This window comes from Streptomyces phaeolivaceus, assembly GCF_009184865.1.
In the GTDB taxonomy this organism is placed as follows: domain Bacteria; phylum Actinomycetota; class Actinomycetes; order Streptomycetales; family Streptomycetaceae; genus Streptomyces; species Streptomyces phaeolivaceus.
Genome location: NZ_CP045096.1, coordinates 2,870,428 through 2,894,484 on the forward strand (window position 1 = coordinate 2,870,428; position 24,057 = coordinate 2,894,484).

Genomic DNA, 24,057 nt, shown 5'->3' on the forward strand with positions numbered 1-24,057 from the left:
CACGCTCAGGGGCATGACCTCGAACGAGCGTGTGGTGGTGATCGGCTCCGGCCTCGCGGGCGTACGTCTCGCCCGGCGGCTCGGAGAGCTGGGCATGCCCGCCACGCTGGTGGGCGAGGAGGAGCACACACCGTACAACCGGGTGCTGCTCGCCGAGGTTCTCGCCGGGCGGTACGCGCCCGAGGTCATCGCCCTGCCCACCCCGGCCTCGCTGACGCGCGGCCGGGTGGTCCGTATCGACCGCGAGATGCGAGCCGTACATCTCGCGGACGGTACGGAGATCGCGTACGACCGGCTGGTCCTCGCGACCGGCTCGAACCCGGTGCTGCCTCCGCTGCGCGGCCTCTGGGACCCGGAGCGGCACGAGTTCCCCGACGGGGTGCACGCCTTCCGGACCATGGACGACTGCCTGGGGCTGTCCAAGGCCGTACGGCCGGGGGTGCGGGCCGTCGTCATCGGCGGCGGGCTCCTCGGGGTCTCCGCCGCCCGCGCGCTCGCCCTGCGCGGCGCCCAGGTCGTCCTCGCCCAGCAGGGCGAACGGCTGATGGAACGTCAACTCGACCCGGCCGCCTCGAAGTTGGTCCGCCGGCATCTCGGCGACCTCGGCGTCGAGGTGCACACCGAGACCCGGGTACGGGCGGTGCGCAGCGTCGGCGGGACCGTGCGGTCGGTGTCGATGGCGGACGGGTACGCGCTCGACGCGGATCTGGTCGTCATCGCCTGCGGGGTCCACCCCCGGGTGGGTCTCGCCCAGGAGGCGGGACTGTCCGTGCACAAGGGCGTCATCGTCGACGAGGAGCTGCGCACCTCCGACCCGCGTATCCACGCCATCGGCGACTGCGCCCAGTTCGAGGGCACGGTGTACGGGCTCGCCACCCCGGCGCTCGAACAGGCCGATGTCCTGGCGGAGTTGCTCGCGGGGGACGTCAACTCCCGTTACAGCGGCACCCGCGCGCTGACCCGGCTGACGCTCGCCGGGCCGGGCCTCGCCGATCTGCCCGGGGCGGGCTTTCTCGATCTCGCCGCGTTCGGCGAGACCGAGCCGCTGCCCGGTGACGACGTCGTCCAACTGACCGACGCCACCCGCGGCACCTACCGCAAGGTCGTCGTCCGCGACGACCGGCTGGTCGGCGGGGTGCTCGTCGGCGAACTCGGCACCGTGGGCGCGCTCGCCCGCGCCTGGGAGGGAGCGGAGCCGCTCCCCTCGGACGGCGCTCCCCTGCTCCACCTGCTCACCAACGATGGAGGCTCCTGAATGTCCGCCACCCTGGGGGCCACCCCCACGATCGTGCTCGTCGGCCACGGCATGGTCGGCCAGCGCTTCCTCGAAGCGCTCGCCGAGCGCGGCCTGACCGCCACGCACCGCGTGGTCGTGCTGTGCGAGGAGCCGCGCCCGGCGTACGACCGCGTGGCGCTGACCTCGTACTTCGCGGGCAAGACGCCCGAGGACCTGTCGATGACCGACATGGAGTTCATCGAGACGCACGGCATCGAGCTGTTCGTCGGCGACCCGGCCGAGACGGTCGACCGCGAGGCGAAGAAGGTCACCGCGCGCTCCGGGCAGGTCTTCGAGTACGACGTCCTCGTCCTCGCCACCGGCTCGTTCCCCTTCGTGCCGCCGGTCCCGAACAAGGACGCCGCCGGCTGCTTCGTCTACCGCACGATCGAGGACCTGCTCGCGATCGAGGAGTACGCGAAGACGGCCGAGACCGGTGCCGTGGTCGGCGGCGGTCTGCTCGGACTCGAGGCGGCCGGTGCGCTGAAGGGGCTCGGACTCACCTCGCACATCGTGGAGTTCGCGCCCCGGCTGATGCCCGTGCAGGTGGACGACGGCGGTGGCGCCGCTCTGCTGCGCACCATCCAGGACATGGGTCTGAGCGTGCACACGGGTGTGGGCACGCAGGAGATCGTCGTCGACGAGTCCGGTGCCGTCACCGGGATGAAGCTGTCCGACGGCAGTGAACTCGCCACCGACCTGGTCGTGTTCAGCGCCGGCGTCCGCCCCCGCGACCAGTTGGCCCGCGACTGCGGTCTCACGGTCGGCGAGCGCGGCGGCATCAGCGTGGACGAGCAGTGCCGGACCGTCTCCGACCCGCAGGTCTTCGCGATCGGCGAGTGCGCGCTCGCCGCCGACGGCCGGGTGTACGGCCTGGTGGCCCCCGGCTACGAGCAGGCCGAGACGGCCGCCGCGACGATCGCCGCCGACGAGGCCTCGTTCACCGGCGCCGACATGTCGACGAAGCTGAAGCTGCTCGGCGTGGACGTCGCCTCCTTCGGTGACGCGCACGGCGCGACCGCCGACTGCCTGGACGTCGTGTACTCCGACTCCCGCTCGGGTGTCTACAAGAAGCTGGTCATCGGCCGCGACGGCGAACTGCTCGGCGGCATCCTGGTCGGCGACGCGGAGGCGTACGGCACGCTGAAGGCGTTCACCGGCTCCGTCCCGCCCGTCTCCCCCGAGTCCCTGGTCCTCCCCGCCGGTTCCGGCGGCGGCGCCCAGCTCGGCCCGTCCGCGCTGCCGGACGACGCGATCATCTGCTCCTGCCACAACGTGTCCAAGGGCGCGATCCGCGGCGCGGTGACGGAGCACTCCTGCACCACCGTGCCGGAGGTCAAGAAGTGCACCAAGGCCGGTACGGGCTGCGGGAGTTGCGTCAAGGTCCTGGGTCAGCTGGTCACGGCCGAGCTGGAGGCCGGCGGTGTGGTCGTCGACAAGGGCCTGTGCGGCTGCTTCGGACAGACCCGCGAGGAGCTGTACGAGATCGTCCTCGCCCTGCGCATCAACACCTACCAGGACCTGCTGGACCGGTACGGCCGTGACGGGGCCAAGGGCGGCGACGGCTGCGAGATCTGCAAGCCGGCGGTCGGTTCGATCATCGCCTCCCTCGCCCCGACCATCGGCGCGAGCGGCTATGTCCTGGAGGGCGAGCAGGCGGCCCTCCAGGACAGCAACGACCACTTCCTCGCCAACCTCCAGAAGAACGGCTCGTACTCCGTCGTCCCGCGCATCCCCGGCGGTGAGATCACCCCCGAGGGCCTGATCGTGATCGGTGAGATCGCCCGCGACTTCGGTCTCTACACAAAGATCACCGGCGGCCAGCGGATCGACATGTTCGGTGCACGCGTCGAGCAACTCCCCCTGATCTGGGCGAGGTTGGTGGACGCGGGCTTCGAGTCGGGCCACGCCTACGGCAAGTCGCTGCGGACCGTGAAGTCCTGTGTCGGGCAGACCTGGTGCCGCTACGGCGTCCAGGACTCGGTCCGTATGGCGATCGACCTGGAGCTGCGCTACCGGGGGCTCAGGTCCCCGCACAAGCTGAAGTCGGCGGTCTCCGGCTGCGCCCGCGAGTGCGCCGAGGCCCAGTCGAAGGACTTCGGCATCATCGCGACGTCGAACGGCTGGAACCTCTACGTCGGCGGCAACGGCGGCGCCACCCCGCGCCACGCGGACCTCCTGGCCCAGGATCTCGACGACGCCGGGCTGATCAAGCTGATCGACCGCTTCCTGATGTTCTACATCCGTACGGCGGACCGCCTGGAGCGCACGTCCACCTGGCTGGAGCGGATCCCCGGCGGCCTGGACCACGTCCGGGACGTGGTCGTGGAGGACTCCCTCGGTATCTGCGAGGAGCTGGAGTCCCTGATGACGGACCATGTCTCCCACTACGCCGACGAGTGGGCCTCCACCATCAACGACCCGGAGAAGCTCGCCCGGTTCGTGTCCTTCGTGAACGCCCCCGACACCCCGGACCCGGTCGTCGGATTCGTCCCCGAGCGCGACCAGATCAAGCCCGACCTGCCGCTGCTGTCGATCGGTCTGCGGCCCACCGCACATGCCTCCGCAGCCGAAGAAGTCCTGGAAGGAAGCGCCCAGCGATGACCCTCGCTCCCGAGAAGACCGATGTGAAGGTCCAACTGCGGCTGGCGGACGGCTGGTTCACGGTCTGCGACCTGACCCTGCTGACCCCCGGTCGCGGCGTGGCCGCCCTCCTGCCCGACGGCGAGCAGGCCGCGCTGTTCCTCGACCGCGCGGGCAAGCTGTACGCCATCGACAACCGCGACCCCTTCGGCGGCGCCGCCGTCCTCTCCCGCGGCCTCACCGGCAGCCACCAGGGCCGCCCCTTCGTCGCCTCCCCGCTGCTGAAGCAGCGCTTCGACCTGGAGAGCGGGCAGTGCCTGGACGACGAGACGGTACGGATCACGGCGTACGAGGTGCGGGCGGCGTAGCCCCACGCGTCACGCCTTCAGCTCAGAGCACCTGACCCCGGTCAGGTGCTCTGAGGCGGTCCAAAGGCGTTCGCCCGCCTCGTCGTTGAGGGTCCAGGGGGCTCGGGGGGACGGTTTCGGGGCGCCGCGCCACATCGCGAACGACGGGCCGATGAAGGAGTCGGGTCGCACGGCGGGGGCGGTCGCCGCGTACAGCGTGGGCAGGGCGCCTCCCTCGGCGGACTGGGCGAAGACGCTGTTGCCGACGCGCATGAAACGTTCGACGCCCTTGCGGCCCTCGGCGGTGGGGCCGGCCGTCTGGAGGTTGGTCGCCGCGTACCCGGGGTGCGCGGCGGCGGCGACGACCTCCGAGCCGTTCGCCGCCAGCCGCCGGGCCAGCTCGTGGGTGAACAGCAGATTGGCGGTCTTGGAGCGGCCGTAGGCGAGCCAACGCCCGTACTTCCGCTCGCTGTCGAGGTCGTCGATGTCGATGTTCGCCCGCAGGTGCATCCCGCTGGAGACGGTCACGACCCGGGCGCCGGGGGTGGCGAGGAGCAGCGGCAGAAGCAGGCCGGTGAGCGCGAAGTGGCCGAGATGGTTGATCCCGAACTGCGTCTCGAAGCCATCGGCGGTGCGGCCCTCGGCCACGGCCATCACGCCCGCGTTGTTGACCAGCAGGCCCAACCGGTCGCTCGCGCGGGCGTATGTCTGCGCGAAGTCCCGTACGGAGCCGAGGTCTCCGAGGTCGAGCCGGATCAACTCGACGCTGCCGTCCGGGACTTCGGAACTCATCCGCTCCAGCGCGGCGGCGCCCCGCTCCTCGCTGCGGCAGGCGAGGACGACGTGGGCGCCGCGGCGGGCGAGTTCGCGGGCGGTGACGTATCCGATGCCACTGTTGGCGCCGGTGACGATCGCGGTGCGGCCGTGTTGGTCGGGGATGTCGGCCACGGTCCAACTGGTCATGACGCCACCTTCCCGAGGTGTTCCTGTGCCGTTCTCCAGCGTAGACCGGTGGGGGGTGTTGCGGGAGGTGTGTCGGGTGCGGGTCGGTGGGGCTTCTCGGGCAGTTCCCCGCGCCCCTGAAAAGCAGGTGCTTCGCCCCCTGCTTTTCATCCCGCCCGACCCGTCGCCTTCAGGCCCGCGGGCCATGGTCTTCCAGGCCCGCAGGGCCTGGTCTTTCAGGAGCGCGGGGCCTGGTCTTTCAGGAGCGCGGGGCCTGGTCTTTCAGGAGCGCGGGGCCTGGTCTTTCAGGGGCGCGGGGTACTGCGCGAGAAGCCCCACTCGTCCGCGGACGGCATCGGACGGGTGTCGAGGTAGAACCACTCGGCCGTTGGCCCGGGGCCGGACGGCATCGGGCCGGTGCCCCCGACCGCCGCCGTCCCGATCGTCGCGTAGTCCCACACCTCGGCCGACGCCGACGCCGACGCCGGCTCGGACACCGGCTCCGACACCTCCGTCTGCTCAGCCCGCGCAGGCGACTTCGTGAGGTCCGGCATCAACAACTCCACCCGCAGCCCGGCCCCCCGCTGCTGCGCCACGAACTCCTCCACCTGGTTGCGGCAGGCGTGGTCGAGGTGGGTGACACCGAGCAGGTCGAGACGGATGCGCGGCTTGCCGGAGGCCGCCGCGTTCTCCAGCGCGTCGATCAGCTTCGGCAGCCGCAGGAACGTCGCGTTTCCGGCCATGACGACCTTCGCCGTGTCGTCCTCGATGTGCTGCCGAATGACGGTCTGCGACATCCGCAGCGCGGCCAGCACGACGCCCGCCGCCAGCCCGAACAGCACCCCTTCGAGCAGCGCGGTCGCCGTGATGACCAGGGTCGTCAGCGTCATCACCGCGAACTCGCCCCGGTCCTGTCGCCACATCTTCGGGAACTCGTCCGGCGCGAAGAGTTTCCACCCGCTGTGCACGAGGACACCCGCGAGCACCGAGATCGGGATCAGCGCCAGCACCTGCGGCAGCAGCAGCGCGAAGGCGAGCAGCCAGAGACCGTGCAGGGTGCGGGAGAGGCGGGTCTTGGCCCCGGCCTGCACGTTCGCCGAGCTGCGCGCGACGACGGCGGTGATGGGCAGCGCGCCGAGGAGACCGGCGATCGTGTTGCCCGCGCCCTGGGCGATCAGTTCGGTGTTGTAGCGGGTGCGCGGGCCGTTGTGCATCCGGTCCACGGCGGCGGCGGTGAACAGGCTCTCCGCCGAGGCGATGACCGTGAAGGTGAGGATCGCCGTGATGATCCCCGCGCTGGCCAGCCCGGACAACTGCCCCGGCCCCGGTACGTCCACGGACGCCAGCAGATTGCCGACCTGGAGCGTCTTCACCTCGACGCCCGGCAGCGCGGCGACCGCGATACCGATCCCGACGGCCACGAGCGCGGCCGGGACCTTCTTGACCGGCCCCGGCATCTGCTTCCACAGGAAGCTGAGCACGATCGTGACGATGCCGAGCCCGGCGGCGATGAGCGCCTGCGGGTTCGTCACGGTGTCGGCGAGCAGTCCGGGGACGCCCGCCATGTTCTCCAGCGGGGTGCCCGGCGCCTTGGAGTCGGACATCGGGTAGAGCTGGCTGAACATCAGCGGCAGACCGATACCGGCCAGCATGCCCTGGACCACGGCGAGGGAGATCGCCTGGAACATCCGGCCGAGCTTCACCAGGCCCAGCACGATCTGGAGGATGCCGGAGAACAGGACGATCACACCGAGCATCGCGACGCCGAACTCCATGACCGTCTCGGCGACGAGCGCCGCGAGACCGGCCGCCGGGCCGCTGACCTGGAGGGTGCTGCCACGCGCCGCGCCGACCACCAGGCCGCCGATCACCCCGGAGACGATGCCCAGTTCGGCCGGCACACCGGAGGCCACGGCCACGCCGATACAGAGCGGCAGCGCGACGAGGAAGACGACGAGGGAGGCGGTGATCTCGGTACCGAAGTCGATACGGCCACCGGGGGCGCCGGAGCGGGGGTCCTTGGAGTGGGGGGCCTTGGGGTGGGGGGCCTTGGAGTGGGGGGCCTTGGAGTCGGGGCCCTTGGAGTCGGGGCCCTTGGGGTGGGGGTCCTTGGAGTCGGGGGACGGGTCGGCCGGTTCCCCTTGCCTGGGCGCGAAGCCGGGGATGTCGGGGGCGTAACGGGGTGTGGCGTGGATGTGGCCGGGTGTGTCGGGAGCGTAGCGGGGTGCGTCGGGGACGTACCTGGGGCCGCCGCCGGGCCCGGCCGGGGTGCCTCCCGTGTGCCGTCGGCCGTGGGCGCCGCTCATGAACCGTGCACCTGGAACCCGCCGTCCGCGTCCAGTTCGTGGACCTTGCCGGTGTCGATCTCGTAGTACCAGCCGTGCAACCGGAGCCGTCCGGCGTCGAGTTGCTGCCGGGCGACCGGGTAGTCGCGCAACACGGCCAGCTGGTTGCGGACGTTGAGCTGGACGACCTCGCGCAGGGCGGGATCCTCGGAGGACGTGTCGTCGCGGACCGTGCCCGTGTTCCCCAGGACCGGTTCGAGCGCGGGGCGGGCGTAGTCGAGCCAGGCGTCCACCCTGGGCAGGCCGGACAGGTCGGCGCCGTACTTCAGCGCGCCCATCGCCCCGCAGTGGGAATGACCACACACCACGAGGTCCTGAACGCCGAGCACCTCCAGCGCGTACTCGATGGTGGCGGCCTCGCCGGAGGCGGCCCCGTACCCGTCGTGGGCGTCGTACGGTGGCACGATGTTGCCCGCATTTCGCAGCTCGAATATCTCGCCGGGCCGCGCGCCGGTGATCAGCGCGGGAATGACCCGCGAGTCCGAGCAGGTAATGAACAACGCCTCGGGAAATTGCCCGACGGCGAGTTTCCGGTATTCGTCGCTCTCGAAGTCGACCCGTCGCTTGAACGACCGGGCGCGATCCAGCAACGCCTTCATCCTGCCTCCCTGAAACGGTTCTGACCAGCCATGACAACCAGCTGTGACGACCGTAGGACGGCGATGAACAGAGGAAGGTTAAGCGAACACTAAAACGGCGCCAGGTTTTCCACAGATTTCGGCCAGAGCCGCTTCGCCGCAGGTCGGACGACCGAATACAAGCGGTTTCTGAGGGTCATTTCACACTGCGTCGGATTCCCTGCACGTTCTTGTTCGACGTCTTGTAGCGTGGCGCCCCACAGCACGGGTCTCGTGTTGTCCCGACTTTCTGGAGAGACAGGCGGCCATGGGCGTACGAGTGCTGCTCATCGAGGACGACGAGACGATCGCCGAACCGCTCGCCGACGGGCTGCGGCACTTCGGCCTGACGGTCCACCACGTGGCCACCGGCGCGGACGGGTTGAGAGGTCCGCACGGCGATGTCGTCCTGCTGGACCTCGGCCTGCCCGACATGGACGGCATCGACGTCTGCCGAGGCATCCGCCGGACCTCCGACGTCCCCATCATCATCCTCAGCGCGCGCGGCGAGGAGGCCGACCGCGTCCTGGGCCTGGAACTCGGCGCCGACGACTACCTGGCGAAGCCGTTCAGCATCCGCGAACTGGTCGCCCGCATAAGGGCGGTGTCACGACGACACCAGCGGCCCGGCGGGAGCGATGTGGTCGCCGGGGTCGTGGTGGCCGAGGCGGGGGTCGGGAGGGCCGACGCCGGGGTCGGGGTCGGGGTCGGGGGTGGGATTGGGCTTGGGCTTGGGACCGGGGTCGGGGCCGGGGTCGGGGCCGGGGTCGGGAGTGACTTCGCGGCTGGGGTTGGTGGCGGGGCGTACGTCCAACGAGGATTTCCCGAAGAGGAGTTGGTGGCGCGGGGCCGGGAGTCGGCCGCCGGAGAGGGTGTCGGTGTCGGTGTCGGTGCCCGTGTAGGCGTCGGTCCCGGTGCTGGTGCCGGTGCTGGTGGCCGGTCCGAGGGTGGGTTCCGGGGTGGGAGCGACTTCACGGACTCCCATGATTTCGGGGCCGCCGGGAGTGGCTTCGGGGCTGGTGACTTGAGCCGGGACGGGGACGGGGACGGAGGGACGGCTGCGGGTTCGGGCTCAGGCGCGGGCTCGGATGCGGGCTCGGATGCGGGCTCGGATGCGGGCTCGGATGCGGGCTCGGATGCGGGTGCGGGTGCGGGTGCGGGTCGTACCGGGCTTGGGGGCCGGAGGCGCAGGGGCCGTGCGGGCGTCGGCGACTCCGGGAGCGGGAGTGGTGTGGGCGTCGGGGACGGGAGCGGTCGTACGACCGGCTTCGGCGTCGGCCCCGGCCCCGGCCCCGGCCCCGGCGCGACGGTCGGCGGGGCCGAGTACGACTGGTCCTCCGGTTACGAGGCACCGGCCGCGGGGACTTCGGCGCAGGGCACTCCCCCGCACGGCTCGCCGATGTACGGAACCCCGGCCCCTGGCACGCCCACGTACGGGACCCCGCCGCACGGCACCCCCGCGTACGGAAGCCGGCAGGCATACTGCGGTCAGGCATACGGCGGTCAGGCGTACGGCGGTCAGGCATACGGCGCCCCGGCGCACGGCGGCCCGGCGTACGAACCCCCCGTCTACGAGCCGCCTGTCTACGAACCCCCCATGTACGAGCAGGCCCCGCCCGAAACACGTGCCCCCACCGGCACGGGTGCGGCGTCGGCGGACGACGGTTCGGCCGGGCCGCCGCCCGGCCCGTTGGTCGTGGACCGGCGGACCCGGCAGGTGTGGGTGGGCGAGGTGCCGGTCGCGCTGACGCCGAAGGAGTTCGAACTGCTGGCGCTGCTCACCGAGGACCCCGGCGCGGTCTACTCCCGGCAGCAGATCCTCAACCGCGTCTGGGACGACCACTACCAGGGCCCGACCAAGACGCTGGACGTCCATGTCGCCACCCTGCGCCGCAAGTTGGGCGACCCGGCATGGATCCAGACCCTGCGCGGTGTCGGCTTCCGGCTGGCCGTACGCACCCCCGGCCAGACACCCGGACCGGGCCAAGGGCCGGGCCAGAGCCAGGGTCAGGGGCAGGGTCAGGGGCAGGGGCAGCCCAAGGGCCACGGGCGGGGGCAGGGGCTCGGCCGGGGGTCCGGTCGGCATCGCACCCGCGAGACCAGGGCGTCATGACCCGACGCCTGCTGCTGAGCTACCTCAGCCTCGCCGCGCTGGTCCTGCTCGGTCTGGAGATCCCGCTGGGCTTCGTCTACTCGCGGGCCGAACGCGAGCGGATCGTCAACTCCGCCAACGACGAGGCCGAGTCGGTGGCCGCGTACGCCGCGCTGTCCCTCGCCGCCGGCCGCCGGGACAAACTCGTCGAACGCGCCCGGCACTGCGCCGAACGCATCGGCGGCAAGGTCGTCATCGTCGACGCGGACGCGAAGCTGCTGGCCACCTCCCACTCCCTGTCCGACGACGAGGAGAAGACCCTCGCGTCCCAGCCCGAGATCTCCGCCGCGCTCCGGGGCCGCGCCACCACGGACGTACGGACGACGACCACCGGCGGAGTGCACTACCTGTCCGTGGCGGCCCCGGTCGGCCACGCGACGACCGACACAGGCACGGACACAGACGCAGCCCCCGACAGCGACAGCGACACCGGCCCCAGCACCGATCCGGACGGCGCCGAGATCGAATCGATCACCGCCGCACGGACAACCGCCGGAACGGCCACGGGGACGGCGGCGGACTCGGGCGCGTCGGCGCGGGGCGCCGTACGCATCACGCTCCCGACGACCATGGTGCACGCCCGCGTCTTCGCGGTCTGGCTGCTGCTCGCGCTGGCCGGACTCGCCGTACTCACCGGCGTCGCCGCCGTGGCGTTCGCGTTCGCGCGCTGGACGGGGCGCCCCATCCAGCAGTTGGAGGAGGCCACGCACCGGCTCGCCGAGGGCGGTGCGGCCACCAGCGTGGTGGTCACCTCGGGCCCGCCGGAGGTACGGAGTCTCGCGGCGGCCTTCAACACGACCGCCGCCCGCCTCGAACATCTGCTTGCCTCCCAGCGAGCCTTCGCCGGTGAGGCCTCGCACCAGCTGAAGACCCCGTTGGCGGCGCTGCGGCTACGGCTGGAGAACCTGGAGCCGGACATCGCCCGGCGCGCCCGGCCCAGCCTCGACGCGGCCGTGACCGAGACGGACCGGCTGGCCCGGATGGTCGAGGGTCTGCTGGCGATGGCCCGTCTGGAGGAGGAGGCGGCCATCCCGGCCCAGGTCGACCTGGGCGCGATCTGCGCGGAACGGCACCGTACGTGGGGGCCGTTGTTCGAACGCGAGGGCGTTTCGCTGGTCCTCTTCGCCGGTGCGGTCGGGCCGGTGACGGCCGTCCCCGGGGCCGTGGAGCAGATCCTCGACAACCTCCTCTCCAACGCGCTGCGCGCCTCCCCCGCGTGCAGCACGGTCACCATGGAGCTACGGCTCCTCGTCCCCGCCCGCCGGGCACTGCGCGACGCCCGGCCCAGCTGGGTCGACCTCCATGTCACCGACGAGGGGCCGGGGATGACGCCCGAGCAGCGCGCCCGCGCGTTCGACCGCTTCTGGCGCGCCCCCGGCGCGCCCAAGGGCGGCACCGGCCTCGGACTCTCCCTCGTACAGCGCCTGGCGCACGCCAGTGGTGGCGCGGTGGTGCTCCACGAGGCGGCCACGGGTGGGCTGGACGCCGTGGTGCGCCTCCCGTCGGCGGAGCCACCGGCTCCGCCGCACGGCCACGGGTTCGGGGGGCGGCCGGGGCAGCGGCGCCGGGAGGCTCCGCCGTTGCCGGCGTGAGGCGCCGTCACCCAAGCGCGTCGCCCAAGCACGTTGCCCAAGCGCGTCGCCCGAGCGCATCGCCCGAGCGCATCGCCCGAGCGCATCGCCCGAGCACGTCGCCCGAGCACGTTGCCCGAGCGCATCGCCCAAGAGCTCGGGTGTTCCGTGTCGTACGGCGACCGCGGGTGGTCCGTGGCTGATCGCGCAGTTCCCCGCGCCCCTGGAGGGCGCTACCGCGCCTCCATCGGGGTGAACCCGTCCGTCGCGGCGTCACGGGTTGTCCATGTTCCGTCAATCGTGCTCCCCTAAGTTCCATCAGCGCGCGACCCCGCCGCCGACCGGCAGGCGGGCCGGTCAAAGCACCCCTTGGAGCGACTGTGGAACGTCGTACTCTCCTGCGCGCGGCCGTACTCGGCGGCACCTCTACCGCCTTCGGCGGCACCCTGTGGCGCGGCGCCGCGTACGCCGCGCCCGCCCAGCCCGGCGCGGGCCCGTACGGGGCGCTCGGTTCGGCGGACGCGAACGGCGTCCGGCTGCCGAGCGGCTTCACCAGCCGGGTGATCGCCCGTTCCGGGCAGACGGTCCCCGGTACGTCGTACACCTGGCACAACGCCCCCGACGGCGGCGCCTGTTACGCGGACGGCACCGGCTGGATCTATGTCTCCAACTCGGAGATCAACCCGTCCGGCGGTGCGAGCGCGGTGCGGTTCTCGTCGACGGGCACGGTGACCTCGGCGTACCGCGTCCTGTCCGGCACCCGGCAGAACTGCGCCGGTGGCAGGACCCCGTGGAACACCTGGCTGTCCTGCGAGGAGGTGGATCGCGGATACGTCTACGAGACCGACCCGTGGGGTACGAACGCGGCGGTCCGGCGGGACGCGATGGGCCGCTTCAAGCACGAGGCGGCGGCGGCCGATCCGGTCCGCCGGGCGGTCTATCTGACGGAGGACGAGACGAACGGCCGCTTCTACCGCTTCCTCCCCACGACCTGGGGCGACCTCTCCTCCGGCACCCTCCAGGTCATGGTCGCCGGCACCGCCACCTCCGGCTCCTACACCTGGGCGAACGTCCCCGACCCGGACGGCTCCCCCACCAGCACCCGCACCCAGGTCTCGGGCTCCAAGTCCTTCAACGGCGGCGAGGGCTGCTACTACGCAGACGACACGGTCTGGTTCACCACCAAGGGCGACAACCGGGTCTGGCAGCTCAACCTGGCCGCCGGTACCTATGAGTTGGCGTACGACGACTCCCTGGTCGCCTCCGGTACGGCCCCCCTCACCGGTGTCGACAACATCACCGGCACCTCCTCCGGCGACCTCTATGTCGCCGAGGACGGCGGCAACATGGAGATCTGCCTCATCACCCCGAACGACACCATCGCCCCCTTCCTCCGCGTCGACGGCCAGTCCGGCTCCGAGATCACCGGCCCCGCCTTCTCCCCCGACGGCCGCCGCCTGTACTTCTCCAGTCAGCGGGGCACGAGCGGCAGTTCGTCGGGCGGGATCACGTACGAGGTGACGGGCCCGTTCCGGGGCTGACGCGAGAACCGATAACCAACAATCCCCGAAGTATCCATGGCCCGGCGCTTTTCGAACTCATTGTCACGCAAGACTTGTTCGATTCCGCTTCTGCTAGGTTCAGCGCGTGGTCATGCCCAACGAATCGGGGCCGGAGAGCCTCCCGGAAAGCCTTGGAATCAGCGCTCACCCGCGCAAGATTCTTCTGGCGGCATGCGGTACTCGCGGGGATGTACAGCCCTTTCTCGCATTGGCCGTGGCGCTGCGTCGCCACGGCCATCACCCGTTATTGGCCGCCCCTTCCTCCTATGCCTCCGACGCGTCCGTATATGGCGTCGATTTCGCCGCGATCGACGACGGACCGACCCGGATTCTCGGCGAGACGGCCACCCGCAGGGTCATCGACAACGGCCTCATGGGGGTGCGCGGAAAGATCGACGCGGCGCGCACCGTCGCCCGTCTGAAGCAGTTGCTCATCGCCCCGCTGCGCGATGTGGCCGCCATCGCCCACGATCACGGTGACGTGGCGGCGGTCGTGCATTCGGCGGCGTTCCCCGCCCAGCACGTGGCCGACATGCTGGACGTACCCGCCGTCGTCGTGGCGCTGCAACCCGGCTGGATCCCCACCGACGCGTTCCCCTGCCCGCTGATGCCGCTCCCCCGCGTGCCGCGCTTCCTCAACCGCGGCACGTACGCCCTGGTCGTGGCGGCCCAGCGGTCCCGCGAGGTGGAGCGCTGGCGGACGACCGAACTGGGCCTGGCCCCACGCCGGCACGGTGCGCGGCGGTGGCTGCGGGACCCCGAGGGCCGACGGCGCGCGGTCCTGCAGTCGTTCAGCAGACATGTCACACCGGTCGACCCGACGTGGGGCGACGCCGTACGCACCACCGGTTTCTGGTACCTGCCGGCCCGCCCCGACTGGGCTCCGCCCCCGGAGCTGACCCGCTTCCTGGACGAGGGGCCGCCTCCCGTCTACATCGGCTTCGGCAGCATGACCGGCACCCAGGGACGCCGCAACAACGCGCTGATCGCGGAGGCGGTCCGCCTCACCGGCGTACGGGCGGTGATCGCGACCGGCTGGGGCGGCATCGACGCGCCGGAAGGGCAACCCACCCGCCCCGCCTCCTCCACGACCTCTACGTGCTCCACGACCTCCACCTCCCCACCGTCGAACATCCTGGCGATCGAACAGGCCCCGCACGACTGGCTCTTCCCCCGTACGGCCGCGATCGTCCACCACGGCGGTCCCGGCACCGTCGGCGCCGCCCTCGCCGCGGGGCGCCCGCAGGTCCTCTGCCCCCACATGGGCGACCAGACCCACTGGTCCGCCCGGATGCGAGCGCTGGGTGTCGCCCCCACCCCCCTCGCCGCCCGCACCCTCACCGCGCGCGGACTGGCGGAGGCGATCACCGCGGCGGTGACCGACCGGCACCTGCGACAGCGGGCAGAAGAAATCGCTCCCGTCGTCCGGGCCGAGGACGGCGTCGACACCGCGGTGAATTCCCTGTTGGCCCACATCACCTCATCCGCTCGTCACCTTCGACTTCCCCCCACAAGTCACGAACAGAAAGCCCCCGAGTGCTGCAAATCCCGTTCTCCGAAGCCACCATCGAACCAGGGACCGTGATCTCCTGGACCCTGCGCACAAAGCACTCCCCTCCCCCTTCCCCTTCCCGTTCCATTTCCGCTCCCCCTTCCGATTCCACTTGTACTTCTGTTGCGGCCTCGAACTCGACCTCGAAATCGACCTCGACCTCGGCCTCGATCTCGGCCTCGTTCAATCAGGACAAGCATCATTTGTCGTCCGAGGCGACCCGGAGCACGAGCGACGGAATCGCCAGCTCGATCACGGTCACCTTCGAGATCGCGGGGCTGCTGGACACCGAGGCACTGGAATCGGCGCTCCTGCTCCTCGTACGGCGCCACGAGGTGCTGCGCAGCGAGTTCCAGCGCCTGGCCGGTGATCTGAACTGCACGGCGCTGGCACCCGAGTCCATGGTCCTGGAGGCGGAGGAGGCCGGCCGGTTCCACACGGCGGACGACCTGCACATCCACCTGGACAAGACGTTCAAGAGCATCGACACACTGTCCTGGCCGCTGTTCCTCATGGGCGCGGTGGTCCGGGAGGCGAGCGCGACCGTCTATCTCTGCTTCGACCACATCGTGTGCGACGGCCTGTCCATGCCCGTCGTCGTGAACGAACTCCAGACCTCGTACGCCGCCCTCACCGCCCGGCGCACCCCTCAACTCCCGCCCGCCGGAAGCTACTTGGTCTTCGGCGACGAGCAGCGCCGCCGCTACGCCGCCCTGCGCGCCGACGACGACCGGCTGACGTACTGGAAGGACTTCATCCGCGGCAACGGCGGCTTCTTCCCCAGGTTCCCCTTCGACCTGGGCGTACCGGAGGACCAGCTGTACCCGCTGGTGAACCGATCCCTCCCCCTCCTGGACCCCCGACGGACCGACGCCCTCGCGGCGGGCGCCCGCACGTCCGGGGGCAGCGTCTTCACTGCCGTACTGGCAGCCGCGGCGACGGCCCAGCACCGCTTCGGGGGGCCGGGGGTCTACCGGGGCCTGCTGCCCATCAGCGAACGGACCGAGGAGGGCGCGGGAGAGCCGGGGAGGGAGTCGAGGAGGGAGCCGGGGAGGGAGCCGGGGAGGAAAGCGGAAACGGAATCGGGAAGTGGCTTGGCAAGGGACTTGGGGGGAACGCCGAATCCGTGGCAGCACTCCATCGGCTGGTTCGTGAACACGATGCCGATCGAGTTCCGGGTGGGCGAGGGCGGTGCGGACCACGCCACCACGATCGCGCGGGCGCGCACGGCGTACGGCGAGTTGCAGCGGCACGCGGGCGTGCCCTTCGTACGGGCGTGGGAGTTGCTGGCCCCGGAGACCTTCTCCCTCCACCACTGGCCGTGCCCGGTGAACTTCTTCTCCTACATCGACTTCCGGCGGACCCCCGGAGGCCTCCAACACCCGCTCTGGAAGCCGACGTTGCATGTCTGGGCGGCCCGTGGCAACGGCATCAGCCACTGGTTCCACCGCACCGCGACCGGCCTCCACGTCAACATGCTGCACGTCGACACACCCCAAGCACATGAGATCAGTGACGCCCTGCACGCCGAACTCGTACGGGTACTGCTGGAGATCGCGGGCGAGCGTGGCGCGGGGCGGCCGGTGTCCATTCCCCGGCCGTCCCGGGAGACGACGACGGCGAGGGGCTGAGCCGCGACGAGGGGGAGCGGCCCTGTCTGCGCGGGCCGCCGCCCCTCGGTTCATCGGAACTCGTGGACGACCTCGATCGGTCCGACGATGTGCGCGTTGAAGTCGTCGAGTTCCTCCGCCGGGACCCACAGTTCGAGGATCGTCTCCCCGCCGGCCTGCCGTACCGGATACCGCCGCAGGAACTCCGCGTCGACCTCGAACCGGGTGACGAAGCCCGCCCCGTCGTGCTTCACGTTCCAGTCGCGGGCGATCTTCACGGCGTACGCCTCGTTGAGCACCGGATAGAAGATCGGCTGCTCGGGAAGGCGGGGCGGCCAGGCCCGCCACTGCGACTCCCGTACCAACGCCAGCTCCTCGGGTCCGGTGGGCCGCCACAACGTGGTCGTCGCACCCCGCCCACTACGCTGCCTGCTCACGGCCTCGGCCCACCTTCTGAACGTGCTGAACGCGCTGAACACGGCGACCGGGGGTTCGGTCGGCCGGGGAGAGCGACGGTATCGGCGGAATCGAGGCGGCAGCCAGTGGATTTGGCGCGCGGCACGACAGTGCCGCGCGCCAAATCGGTCGTCCGTCAGTCCCGACGGATCAGCTCCGGGTCGATCCGGCGTCCGACGAGCGGTAGCGCGCCGACGGCGGCGACGGCGACCGCGCCGAGCGCGCAGGCCAGCAGCAGGGGGATTCCGGCGCCGTCCCAGTAGACGGCACCGCCGCCGGTCACGAGATAGCTGGACTCGGCCAGCTTGCCGGCGACCACGGCCAGGGCGAGCCCCACGGCCAACGGGACCACCACCTGGGCGACTTGCACGGCCCGCAGCGTCCGAGGCCGGGCCCCGAGCAAGGACAACGCGGTGACCTGGGGCTTGCGCTCCACGGCACGGTCGGTGGCGGCGACGAGGTAGGCGGCTACGCCGATGATCAGGCCCAGGACCATGCCGATGCCCAGGAGGCTCTTCACCACGGTGATCTGCTGCAACGACGTCACGACCACCCCCGGCGTGTCGACCTCCGTGGTGGGGTCCACACCACCGATGCCGTCGAGGACCTGGCGGACGGTTTCGGGGGCGGAGCCGCTGAGGAGGGTGAGGGTGGCGGTTTCGGGGCGGTGCCCTGCGGGAACCGCCGAGGGCGGCAGCAGTACGGAGCCGCTGTTGAAGACAGGGAGTCCGACGTCGTCGCTGTACCGAAGTCTTTCTCGCGGCACCTTCACGTGCATGACCCGGTGATGCCCGTCGTACCGCAGGTCGAAGGGGAAACGCGCCCCTGGCTCGGGAACGTCCGTCGCGACCTGCTCGGGGTCCCACAACAGCATGGGCCGACCCTCGACGCAGCCGTCGGCCTTCCTCACCATGCGGCGCAACTGCTCGCACGTGGCGACCACGGCTTCGAGGCTCGGAGCCCAGCTGCCGACGCCGGAGTTCGACCGTGACGCCATGACGACCGCGTGCCCCCGGACCCCCTTCACCTCCTCCCACGCTCGCTGGCGGTCGGCCGTGGTCCCCGCGAGGGAGATGTTGTACGTCTGGACGGGGGACGTGTTCTTGGAGACCTGATCCAGCTCGATCAGCACTCCCTGCACCAGCGACGCCGCGAAGACCAGAATCACCAGCCCCGTCGCCACCCGCAGCGCGCCTCCGGGTTCGGTCTCGTTGCGCCGCATGGCCAGGCCGAGGGAGACCGACTGAGTGGAGCGGGCCACCTTCTGGGCAAGGCTCCGCGAGAAGACCGGCAGCAGCGTCACGAGCCCGGTACCGACCAGGACGACGGCGAGGGGCATGAGCACCGACGACAGTGCGGTGTCCCTGGGCGGGTGGCCTGTCGCGCCGGCCACGCAGTACCCGGCCACGATGCCCATGCCCGGGACCAGGGGGAGCAGCCCCCACTTGCCGGGTGCCTTCTCCACAGCGCTGCGCCGGACGGCCAGGGGGTTCGCCGCGGCCTTCCTGGCGCTCGCCCGGCCCACGAACCACGCGAGTGTCGGGCAGCCGACGCCGCAGATCAGAATCGTGGACAGGGTCAGCGCGCCGTCTGAGGGATACCACTTGAAGCCGGGCAGGCCGATCCGCGAGACGAGCTGGTTGGTGATCCAGTAGACGCCCAGTCCCAGCACTGCCCCGAACAACGCTGCCGCGACGGTCTCGGCGGCGTTGACTCGCTGGGTGCCCTTCCGACTCAGGCCCAACAGACGCAGGGCCGCCAGTCGTCGGGCACGGGCGGCGGCGGAGAGTCTGGCGCACACGGAGAGGAACACGGCCAGCGGGAGGAGCACGACACCGGCAAGGGTGAAGCGCACGATGTCGAGCGTCGAGGGTTCCAAGGTGGGCTCGTCGGCGTAGCTCTTGCCGAAGGTCGTCACACGGTCGCCGCCACCTTCGAGTTCGTCGCGACCGACACCCACGTAGGCGTACAGCTCGTCGGGGTGAGCCAGCCCCTGCGGGCTGATGGTTCCCCTGTCCTCACCCGGCAGCAACTGGTCCAGGCTCGCCTCCTGTTGGAGCGCATTGCGCAACCGGGGCGAGACGAACAACTCACCCGGGCCAGGGAGCCTCTTCAGGCCCGGTGGAGGCTCGATACTCCTGCTGCCCCGTGCCACGAAGACACGGGTGAGGGGCTCTGAGCCATAAGGGTCCGTCCTGGTGAGTTCGTAGGGGTCGCCCTCGGACGCGACACAGTTCACCCCGCTCGCCTCCCGGATGCAGTCCGGGACACGTGCCGCCTTACGGCCGTCCTGCGCGTCCAGGATCCCGGGAATCGCAAGGACAACGGCCAAGCAGCACACACCGATCGAGCTGCCCGCGACCATCAGCAGGAAACGCACACGGCTCCCGCGTCCGGCACCCAGTAACAGCCGTAGCCCCAGGAGGAGTTCCTTCACGACACCTCCCGTACCTCGGTCGAGAGGATGCCGTCGCACATCGTGAAGCGGCTGTCCGCGCGTGCGGCCACCTGGGAGTCGTGTGTCACCAGCACCACGGCGGTGCCCTGCGAGCGCGCGAGGGTCAGGAACTCGTCCAGTACGGCTGTCGCGTTGGAGGTGTCGAGCGATCCGGTCGGCTCGTCAGCGAAGACGACCGCCGGACGGTGTACCAACGCACGGGCCACCGCGACCCGTTGGCTCTGCCCGCCGGACACCTGCGAGGGCCGCCGCTCTCGCAGGTCGGCGAGACCGAGCCGTCCCAGCACCTCTCCGGCTGCGGCGAGTGCCTCCTTCTTCCGTTGCCCGGCGAGCCGCAACGGCAGCGCGGTGTTCTCCTCCACGGTCAACTCCGGCAGGAGTTCGCCGTACTGGAAGACGAACCCGAAGCGTTCCCTGCGCAACTCGCTGAGTTCCTCGTCGTCGAGTTCCGCGAGACGTCGTCCTTCGAAGCGGACTTCGCCGCGAGCCACCGGTAGTACCCCGGCCAGGCAGTACAGCAGGGACGACTTACCGGACCCGCTCTGTCCGGTGATCGCCACGACCTCGCCCCGGCGCAGGGAGATCTCCGCGTTCCTGATGGCGGGAGTCTCTCCGTAGAGAAGGTCGACTCCCTTGGCGGAAAGGACTTCTGATGTATCGATCTCGTTCCCCTAGGAAAAGAGCACGAGCCCAGGCGAGACCGCCTGGGCTGTGAATGCGGGAAGGGCTCAGTCGCGGCGGTACGCGAACTTCTGGGTCGGGGAGCAGTTGTCCGGGCGCAGCGAGCCACGATCACGGCACACTCGGATGCTGGCGTCATCCGTGTAGCGCTGGGCACCGCTCCAGTCGGAGTGGTGCATGCGCACCGTCCTCCGCTGCTTTCCGTAATATCGCGCCCAACCGTGCCCCTCGACCCTGACCTGCACGTACACGTTGTGACCGTCACTCGCGATGGCGTCTCGGAGCAGCCCGGACCACTCGAAGGACCCGTGGTTGACGCCCGGCGGGTTGAACTTGTAGCGCCCCTCCAAGAACTCGACGCCCCGCGTTTCGAGCTTCGGAATGCTCCCCTCCTGTGCCGACGCGAGCGCCGCCCCCGCCCCCGCGAAAAGCAGCCCCGCAGCCACAACCCCGACCATCGCCCTCTTCATGCGCGCACCTCCGCATCGACCGGTGACCCCAGCAGCCACCAGGAATCACGGACTGTAATGCCACGAGCACGCAAAGAAACGATCGGCCAACCCAATCACCACCGATTCAGGTGATCTTGAAGCACGCCACCATCGAAGGCACGCAAGCGCACACCCCCCAAACCAAGAAGGCGGCACCCCCCGCACGGGATGCCGCCCTCTTTCGTGATCCGGAACCGCCGCCCATCGGTGAGGGTCGGTCGGGGACAAGCGGCGGTTCCGGGGTTTGTGTCGGCCCCGAAGGGCTCAGCGGTGGTCGCTGCCGGTGGACTGCGAGGCCGCCCGCCCCGCCTCCAGTCGGGCGACCGGGATGCGGAACGGGGAGCAGGAGACGTAGTCGAGGCCCACCTCGTGGAAGAAGTGGACGGACTCCGGGTCGCCGCCGTGTTCGCCGCAGACGCCGAGCTTGAGGTCGGGGCGGGTGGCGCGGCCGGCCTCGGCGGCCAGTTCGACCAGGGAGCCGACGCCGTCCTTGTCGATCGTCTCGAAGGGGGAGACTCCGAAGATGCCCTTCTCCAGGTACGCCGTGAAGAAGGAGGCCTCGACGTCGTCCCGGCTGAAGCCCCACACCGTCTGGGTCAGGTCGTTCGTGCCGAAGCTGAAGAACTCCGCCGCCTCCGCGATCTGCCCGGCGGTCAGGGCGGCGCGCGGCAGCTCGATCATCGTGCCGATCGAGAGCTTCAGCCGCGTACCCGTCGCCGCCTCCACCTCCGCGATCACCGCGTCCGCCTCCTCGCGGACGATCTCCAGCTCCTGGACCGTGCCGACGAGCGGGATCATGATCTCGGCGCGCGGGTCGCCCTTGGCGTTCTTGCGTTCGGCCGCCGCCTCGGCGATCGCGCGGACCTGCATCGTGAAGAGACCCGGGATCACCAGGCCCAGACGTACGCCCCGCAGGCCCAGCATCGGGTTCTGCTCGTGCAGGCGGTGGACGGCCTGGAGCAGGCGCAGCTCGTTCTCGTGGGGTTCCTGGCGGGACTCCGCCAGGGCCACGCGGACGGACAGTTCCGTGATGTCCGGCAGGAACTCGTGCAGCGGCGGGTCGAGGAGACGGACCGTCACCGGGAGGCCGTCCATCGCCGAGAACAGCTCGATGAAGTCCTGCTTCTGGAGGGGGAGGAGCGCCTTCAGGGACTCCTCGCGCACCGTCTCCGTGTCGGCCAGGATCAGGCGTTCGACCAGCTCGCGGCGGTCGCCGAGGAACATGTGCTCCGTACGGCACAGGCCGATGCCCTGGGCGCCGAAGCGGCGGGCGCGCAGCGCGTCCTCGGCGTTGTCGGCGTTGGCGCGGACGCGGAGCCGGCGCTTGCGGTCGGCGAAGGCCATGATGCGGTGGACCGCCTCGACCAGTTCGTCGGCGTCCTGGGCACCCGCGTGCATCCGGCCCTCGAAGTACTCGACGACCGGGGACGGGACGACCGGGACCTCGCCCAGGTACACCTTGCCCGACGAACCGTCGATGGAGATCAGGTCGCCCTCCTCGACGACGTGACCGCCCGGCACCGTCATCCGGCGGCGCTTGGTGTCGACCTCCAGCTCCTCCGCGCCGCAGACACAGGTCTTGCCCATGCCGCGCGCCACGACGGCCGCGTGGGAGGTCTTGCCGCCGCGCGAGGTCAGGATGCCCTCGGCCGCGATCATGCCGTCGAGGTCGTCGGGGTTGGTCTCGCGGCGGACCAGGATGACCTTCTCGCCCGAACGCGACCACTTCACGGCCGTGTACGAGTCGAAGACCGCCTTGCCGACCGCCGCGCCCGGGGAGGCGGCGATACCGCGGCCGACCTGCGCGACCTTCGCGTCCTCGTCGAAGCGGGGGAACATCAGCTGCGCGAGCTGGGCGCCCGTGACCCGCTGGAGGGCCTCGGCCTCGTCGATCAGGCCCTGGTCGACGAGCTGGGTGGCGATACGGAAGGCCGCGCCCGCGGTGCGCTTGCCCACCCGCGTCTGCAGCATCCACAGCTGGCCGCGCTCGATGGTGAACTCGATGTCGCAGAGATCCTTGTAGTGGTTCTCCAGCGTCTCCATGATCTGCATCAGCTGGTCGTACGACTTCTTGTCGATCGACTCCAGTTCGGCCAGCGGGACGGTGTTGCGGATGCCCGCCACCACGTCCTCGCCCTGGGCGTTCTGGAGGTAGTCGCCGTACACGCCCTGGTGGCCGCTGGCCGGGTCGCGGGTGAAGGCGACGCCCGTGCCGGAGTCGGGGCCGAGGTTGCCGAAGACCATCGAGCAGACGTTGACGGCCGTGCCCAGGTCACCCGGGATGCGCTCCTGGCGGCGGTACAGCTTCGCCCGGTCCGTGTTCCAGGAGTCGAAGACCGCGTGGATGGCGAGGTCCATCTGCTCGCGCGGGTCCTGCGGGAAGTCCCGGCCGGCCTCGGTCTTGACGATCTTCTTGAACTTGGTGACGAGCCTCTTGAGGTCGGCCGCCTCCAGCTCGGTGTCCACGACGACCTTCTTGGCCGTCTTCGCCGCCTCCAGGGCCTCCTCGAAGAGGTCGCCGTCGACGCCGAGGACGGTCTTGCCGAACATCTGGATGAGGCGGCGGTAGGAGTCCCAGGCGAAGCGGTCGTCGCCGGCCTGCTTGGCCAGACCCTGGACCGATTTGTCCGACAGTCCGATGTTCAGGACCGTGTCCATCATGCCCGGCATCGAGAACTTCGCGCCCGAGCGGACCGAGACGAGGAGCGGGTCGTCGGCCTGGCCGAGCTTCTTGCCCATCTTCTCTTCGAGGGCGACCAGGTGGGCGGTGACCTCGTCACGGAGTGCCGCGGGCTCGTCGCCGCTGTCCAGGTAGACCTTGCAGGCCTCGGTGGTGATGGTGAAGCCGGGGGGCACGGGGAGACCGAGGTTGGTCATCTCGGCGAGGTTCGCGCCCTTGCCGCCGAGCAGGTCCTTGAGGTCCTTGTTGCCTTCGGTGAAGTCATAAACAAACTTCACGCCCTCAACACTCTGAGCTACGTGGCCTACGTGGGGATCTTTGTTTTCCGACACAGGTCCCAACTCCTTGAGGACGCGGTGGCTGCCCTGACGGCGAGGAACATACCCAGATCGAAGGCACCTGGGTACGTCCACTTGCGCGTCATGCGCCTGTAACCACCCGTCCGCCAGGAGATCGAAAGTCAAGGCTTGGCAAGGAACAACGCCGGGATGTGTTCACTTCTTGAACGTCACCACCCCCACCCACCCCCCACGGCGCTCACATGAGCGGGTATCGGCACGCCTGAGTTCGCTCGATGAACGATCAAAGGGTGGCACCCAGTGCCACCCCTTGAAGTCGCAGAGTCGCCGAGGATTCGCTCATCTGAGCGCAACCCCTATCAGGGGTGGCGAGAATCACGCAGTCGGAGGGGCGCGAATTTCACCATGCGGACCACCTCTCGGGACGGAAACACG

General features: G+C 70.4%; 17 protein-coding genes and 1 pseudogene. 9 read left to right on the forward strand and 9 right to left on the reverse strand.

What is annotated here, in order from left to right:
• The first annotated feature begins 13 nt into the window (after positions 1–13).
• From F9278_RS13425 to nirD, 3 genes are read left to right on the forward strand one after another with little or no spacing between them, the layout of a single operon-like run.
• Positions 14–1,255: an NAD(P)/FAD-dependent oxidoreductase gene (locus F9278_RS13425; protein ID WP_152168539.1), complete on the forward strand. Its 1,242-nt coding sequence runs from the start codon at positions 14–16 to the stop codon at positions 1,253–1,255.
• Positions 1,256–3,880: a nitrite reductase large subunit NirB gene (gene nirB, locus F9278_RS13430; RefSeq protein ID WP_152168540.1), complete on the forward strand. Its 2,625-nt coding sequence runs from the start codon at positions 1,256–1,258 to the stop codon at positions 3,878–3,880. It begins immediately after the preceding gene.
• Complete coding sequence (nirD, locus tag F9278_RS13435; RefSeq protein WP_152168541.1) at positions 3,877–4,227, forward strand: nitrite reductase small subunit NirD; 351 nt, start codon at positions 3,877–3,879, stop codon at positions 4,225–4,227. Before nirB ends, nirD begins: the two co-directional genes overlap by 4 nt.
• Before the next feature lie 9 nt (positions 4,228–4,236).
• Here nirD and F9278_RS13440 read toward each other — a convergent pair whose 3' ends face one another.
• The 3 genes from F9278_RS13440 to F9278_RS13450 form a co-directional block, all read right to left on the reverse strand.
• Positions 4,237–5,169, reverse strand: coding sequence for an oxidoreductase (locus tag F9278_RS13440; RefSeq protein ID WP_152168542.1), 933 nt, complete (start codon positions 5,167–5,169; stop codon positions 4,237–4,239).
• 284 nt (positions 5,170–5,453) lie between these two features.
• Positions 5,454–7,454 (reverse strand): SulP family inorganic anion transporter, encoded by a 2,001-nt coding sequence (locus F9278_RS13445; protein WP_226966730.1) that lies wholly within the window; start codon positions 7,452–7,454, stop codon positions 5,454–5,456.
• Positions 7,451–8,092 (reverse strand): carbonic anhydrase, encoded by a 642-nt coding sequence (locus tag F9278_RS13450; protein WP_152168543.1) that lies wholly within the window; start codon positions 8,090–8,092, stop codon positions 7,451–7,453. Before F9278_RS13450 ends, F9278_RS13445 begins: the two co-directional genes overlap by 4 nt.
• Before the next feature lie 286 nt (positions 8,093–8,378).
• Here F9278_RS13450 and F9278_RS13455 point away from each other — a divergent pair.
• Positions 8,379–8,735 (forward strand): annotated as a pseudogene (locus F9278_RS13455) (response regulator transcription factor); the annotation flags it as partial.
• Here F9278_RS13455 and F9278_RS46130 read toward each other — a convergent pair.
• Positions 8,718–9,095 carry a hypothetical protein gene (locus tag F9278_RS46130; protein ID WP_193242112.1) on the reverse strand — a complete coding sequence of 126 codons (378 nt, stop codon included), beginning with the start codon at positions 9,093–9,095 and terminating at the stop codon, positions 8,718–8,720. The pseudogene F9278_RS13455 and the gene F9278_RS46130 sit on opposite strands and share 18 nt — an antisense overlap.
• A 246-nt stretch (positions 9,096–9,341) precedes the next feature.
• Between F9278_RS46130 and F9278_RS13460 the strand changes: the two genes are divergently transcribed.
• From F9278_RS13460 to F9278_RS48150, 5 genes are all read left to right on the forward strand, one after another.
• Positions 9,342–10,223: a winged helix-turn-helix domain-containing protein gene (locus F9278_RS13460; RefSeq protein ID WP_226967286.1), complete on the forward strand. Its 882-nt coding sequence runs from the start codon at positions 9,342–9,344 to the stop codon at positions 10,221–10,223.
• Complete coding sequence (locus tag F9278_RS13465) at positions 10,220–11,854, forward strand: sensor histidine kinase (protein ID WP_152168544.1); 1,635 nt, start codon at positions 10,220–10,222, stop codon at positions 11,852–11,854. The genes F9278_RS13460 and F9278_RS13465 overlap by 4 nt, the downstream gene beginning before the upstream one ends.
• A 359-nt stretch (positions 11,855–12,213) precedes the next feature.
• Positions 12,214–13,374, forward strand: coding sequence for an alkaline phosphatase PhoX (locus F9278_RS13470; protein WP_152168545.1), 1,161 nt, complete (start codon positions 12,214–12,216; stop codon positions 13,372–13,374).
• A gap of 112 nt (positions 13,375–13,486) precedes the next feature.
• Complete coding sequence (locus tag F9278_RS13475) at positions 13,487–14,980, forward strand: glycosyltransferase (protein WP_152168546.1); 1,494 nt, start codon at positions 13,487–13,489, stop codon at positions 14,978–14,980.
• A gap of 170 nt (positions 14,981–15,150) precedes the next feature.
• Positions 15,151–16,578, forward strand: coding sequence for a condensation domain-containing protein (locus F9278_RS48150; protein ID WP_264300167.1), 1,428 nt, complete (start codon positions 15,151–15,153; stop codon positions 16,576–16,578).
• A gap of 50 nt (positions 16,579–16,628) precedes the next feature.
• On the opposite strand, the gene F9278_RS13485 is transcribed toward F9278_RS48150, so the two are convergent.
• From F9278_RS13485 to ppdK, 5 genes are all read right to left on the reverse strand, one after another.
• Positions 16,629–16,994, reverse strand: a complete 366-nt coding sequence (locus tag F9278_RS13485) for a hypothetical protein (protein ID WP_152168548.1) — start codon at positions 16,992–16,994, stop codon at positions 16,629–16,631.
• Positions 16,995–17,149: 155 nt separating this feature from the next.
• Positions 17,150–19,450, reverse strand: a complete 2,301-nt coding sequence (locus F9278_RS13490) for an FtsX-like permease family protein (RefSeq protein ID WP_152168549.1) — start codon at positions 19,448–19,450, stop codon at positions 17,150–17,152.
• A complete protein-coding gene (locus F9278_RS13495; RefSeq protein ID WP_226967287.1) occupies positions 19,447–20,070 on the reverse strand; it encodes an ABC transporter ATP-binding protein in 624 nt (207 codons plus the stop codon). The genes F9278_RS13490 and F9278_RS13495 overlap by 4 nt, the downstream gene beginning before the upstream one ends.
• Before the next feature lie 129 nt (positions 20,071–20,199).
• Positions 20,200–20,622 (reverse strand): hypothetical protein, encoded by a 423-nt coding sequence (locus F9278_RS13500; RefSeq protein ID WP_152168551.1) that lies wholly within the window; start codon positions 20,620–20,622, stop codon positions 20,200–20,202.
• Positions 20,623–20,907: 285 nt separating this feature from the next.
• Positions 20,908–23,655, reverse strand: coding sequence for a pyruvate, phosphate dikinase (gene ppdK, locus F9278_RS13505; RefSeq protein WP_152168552.1), 2,748 nt, complete (start codon positions 23,653–23,655; stop codon positions 20,908–20,910).
• Positions 23,656–24,057: the final 402 nt, after the last annotated feature.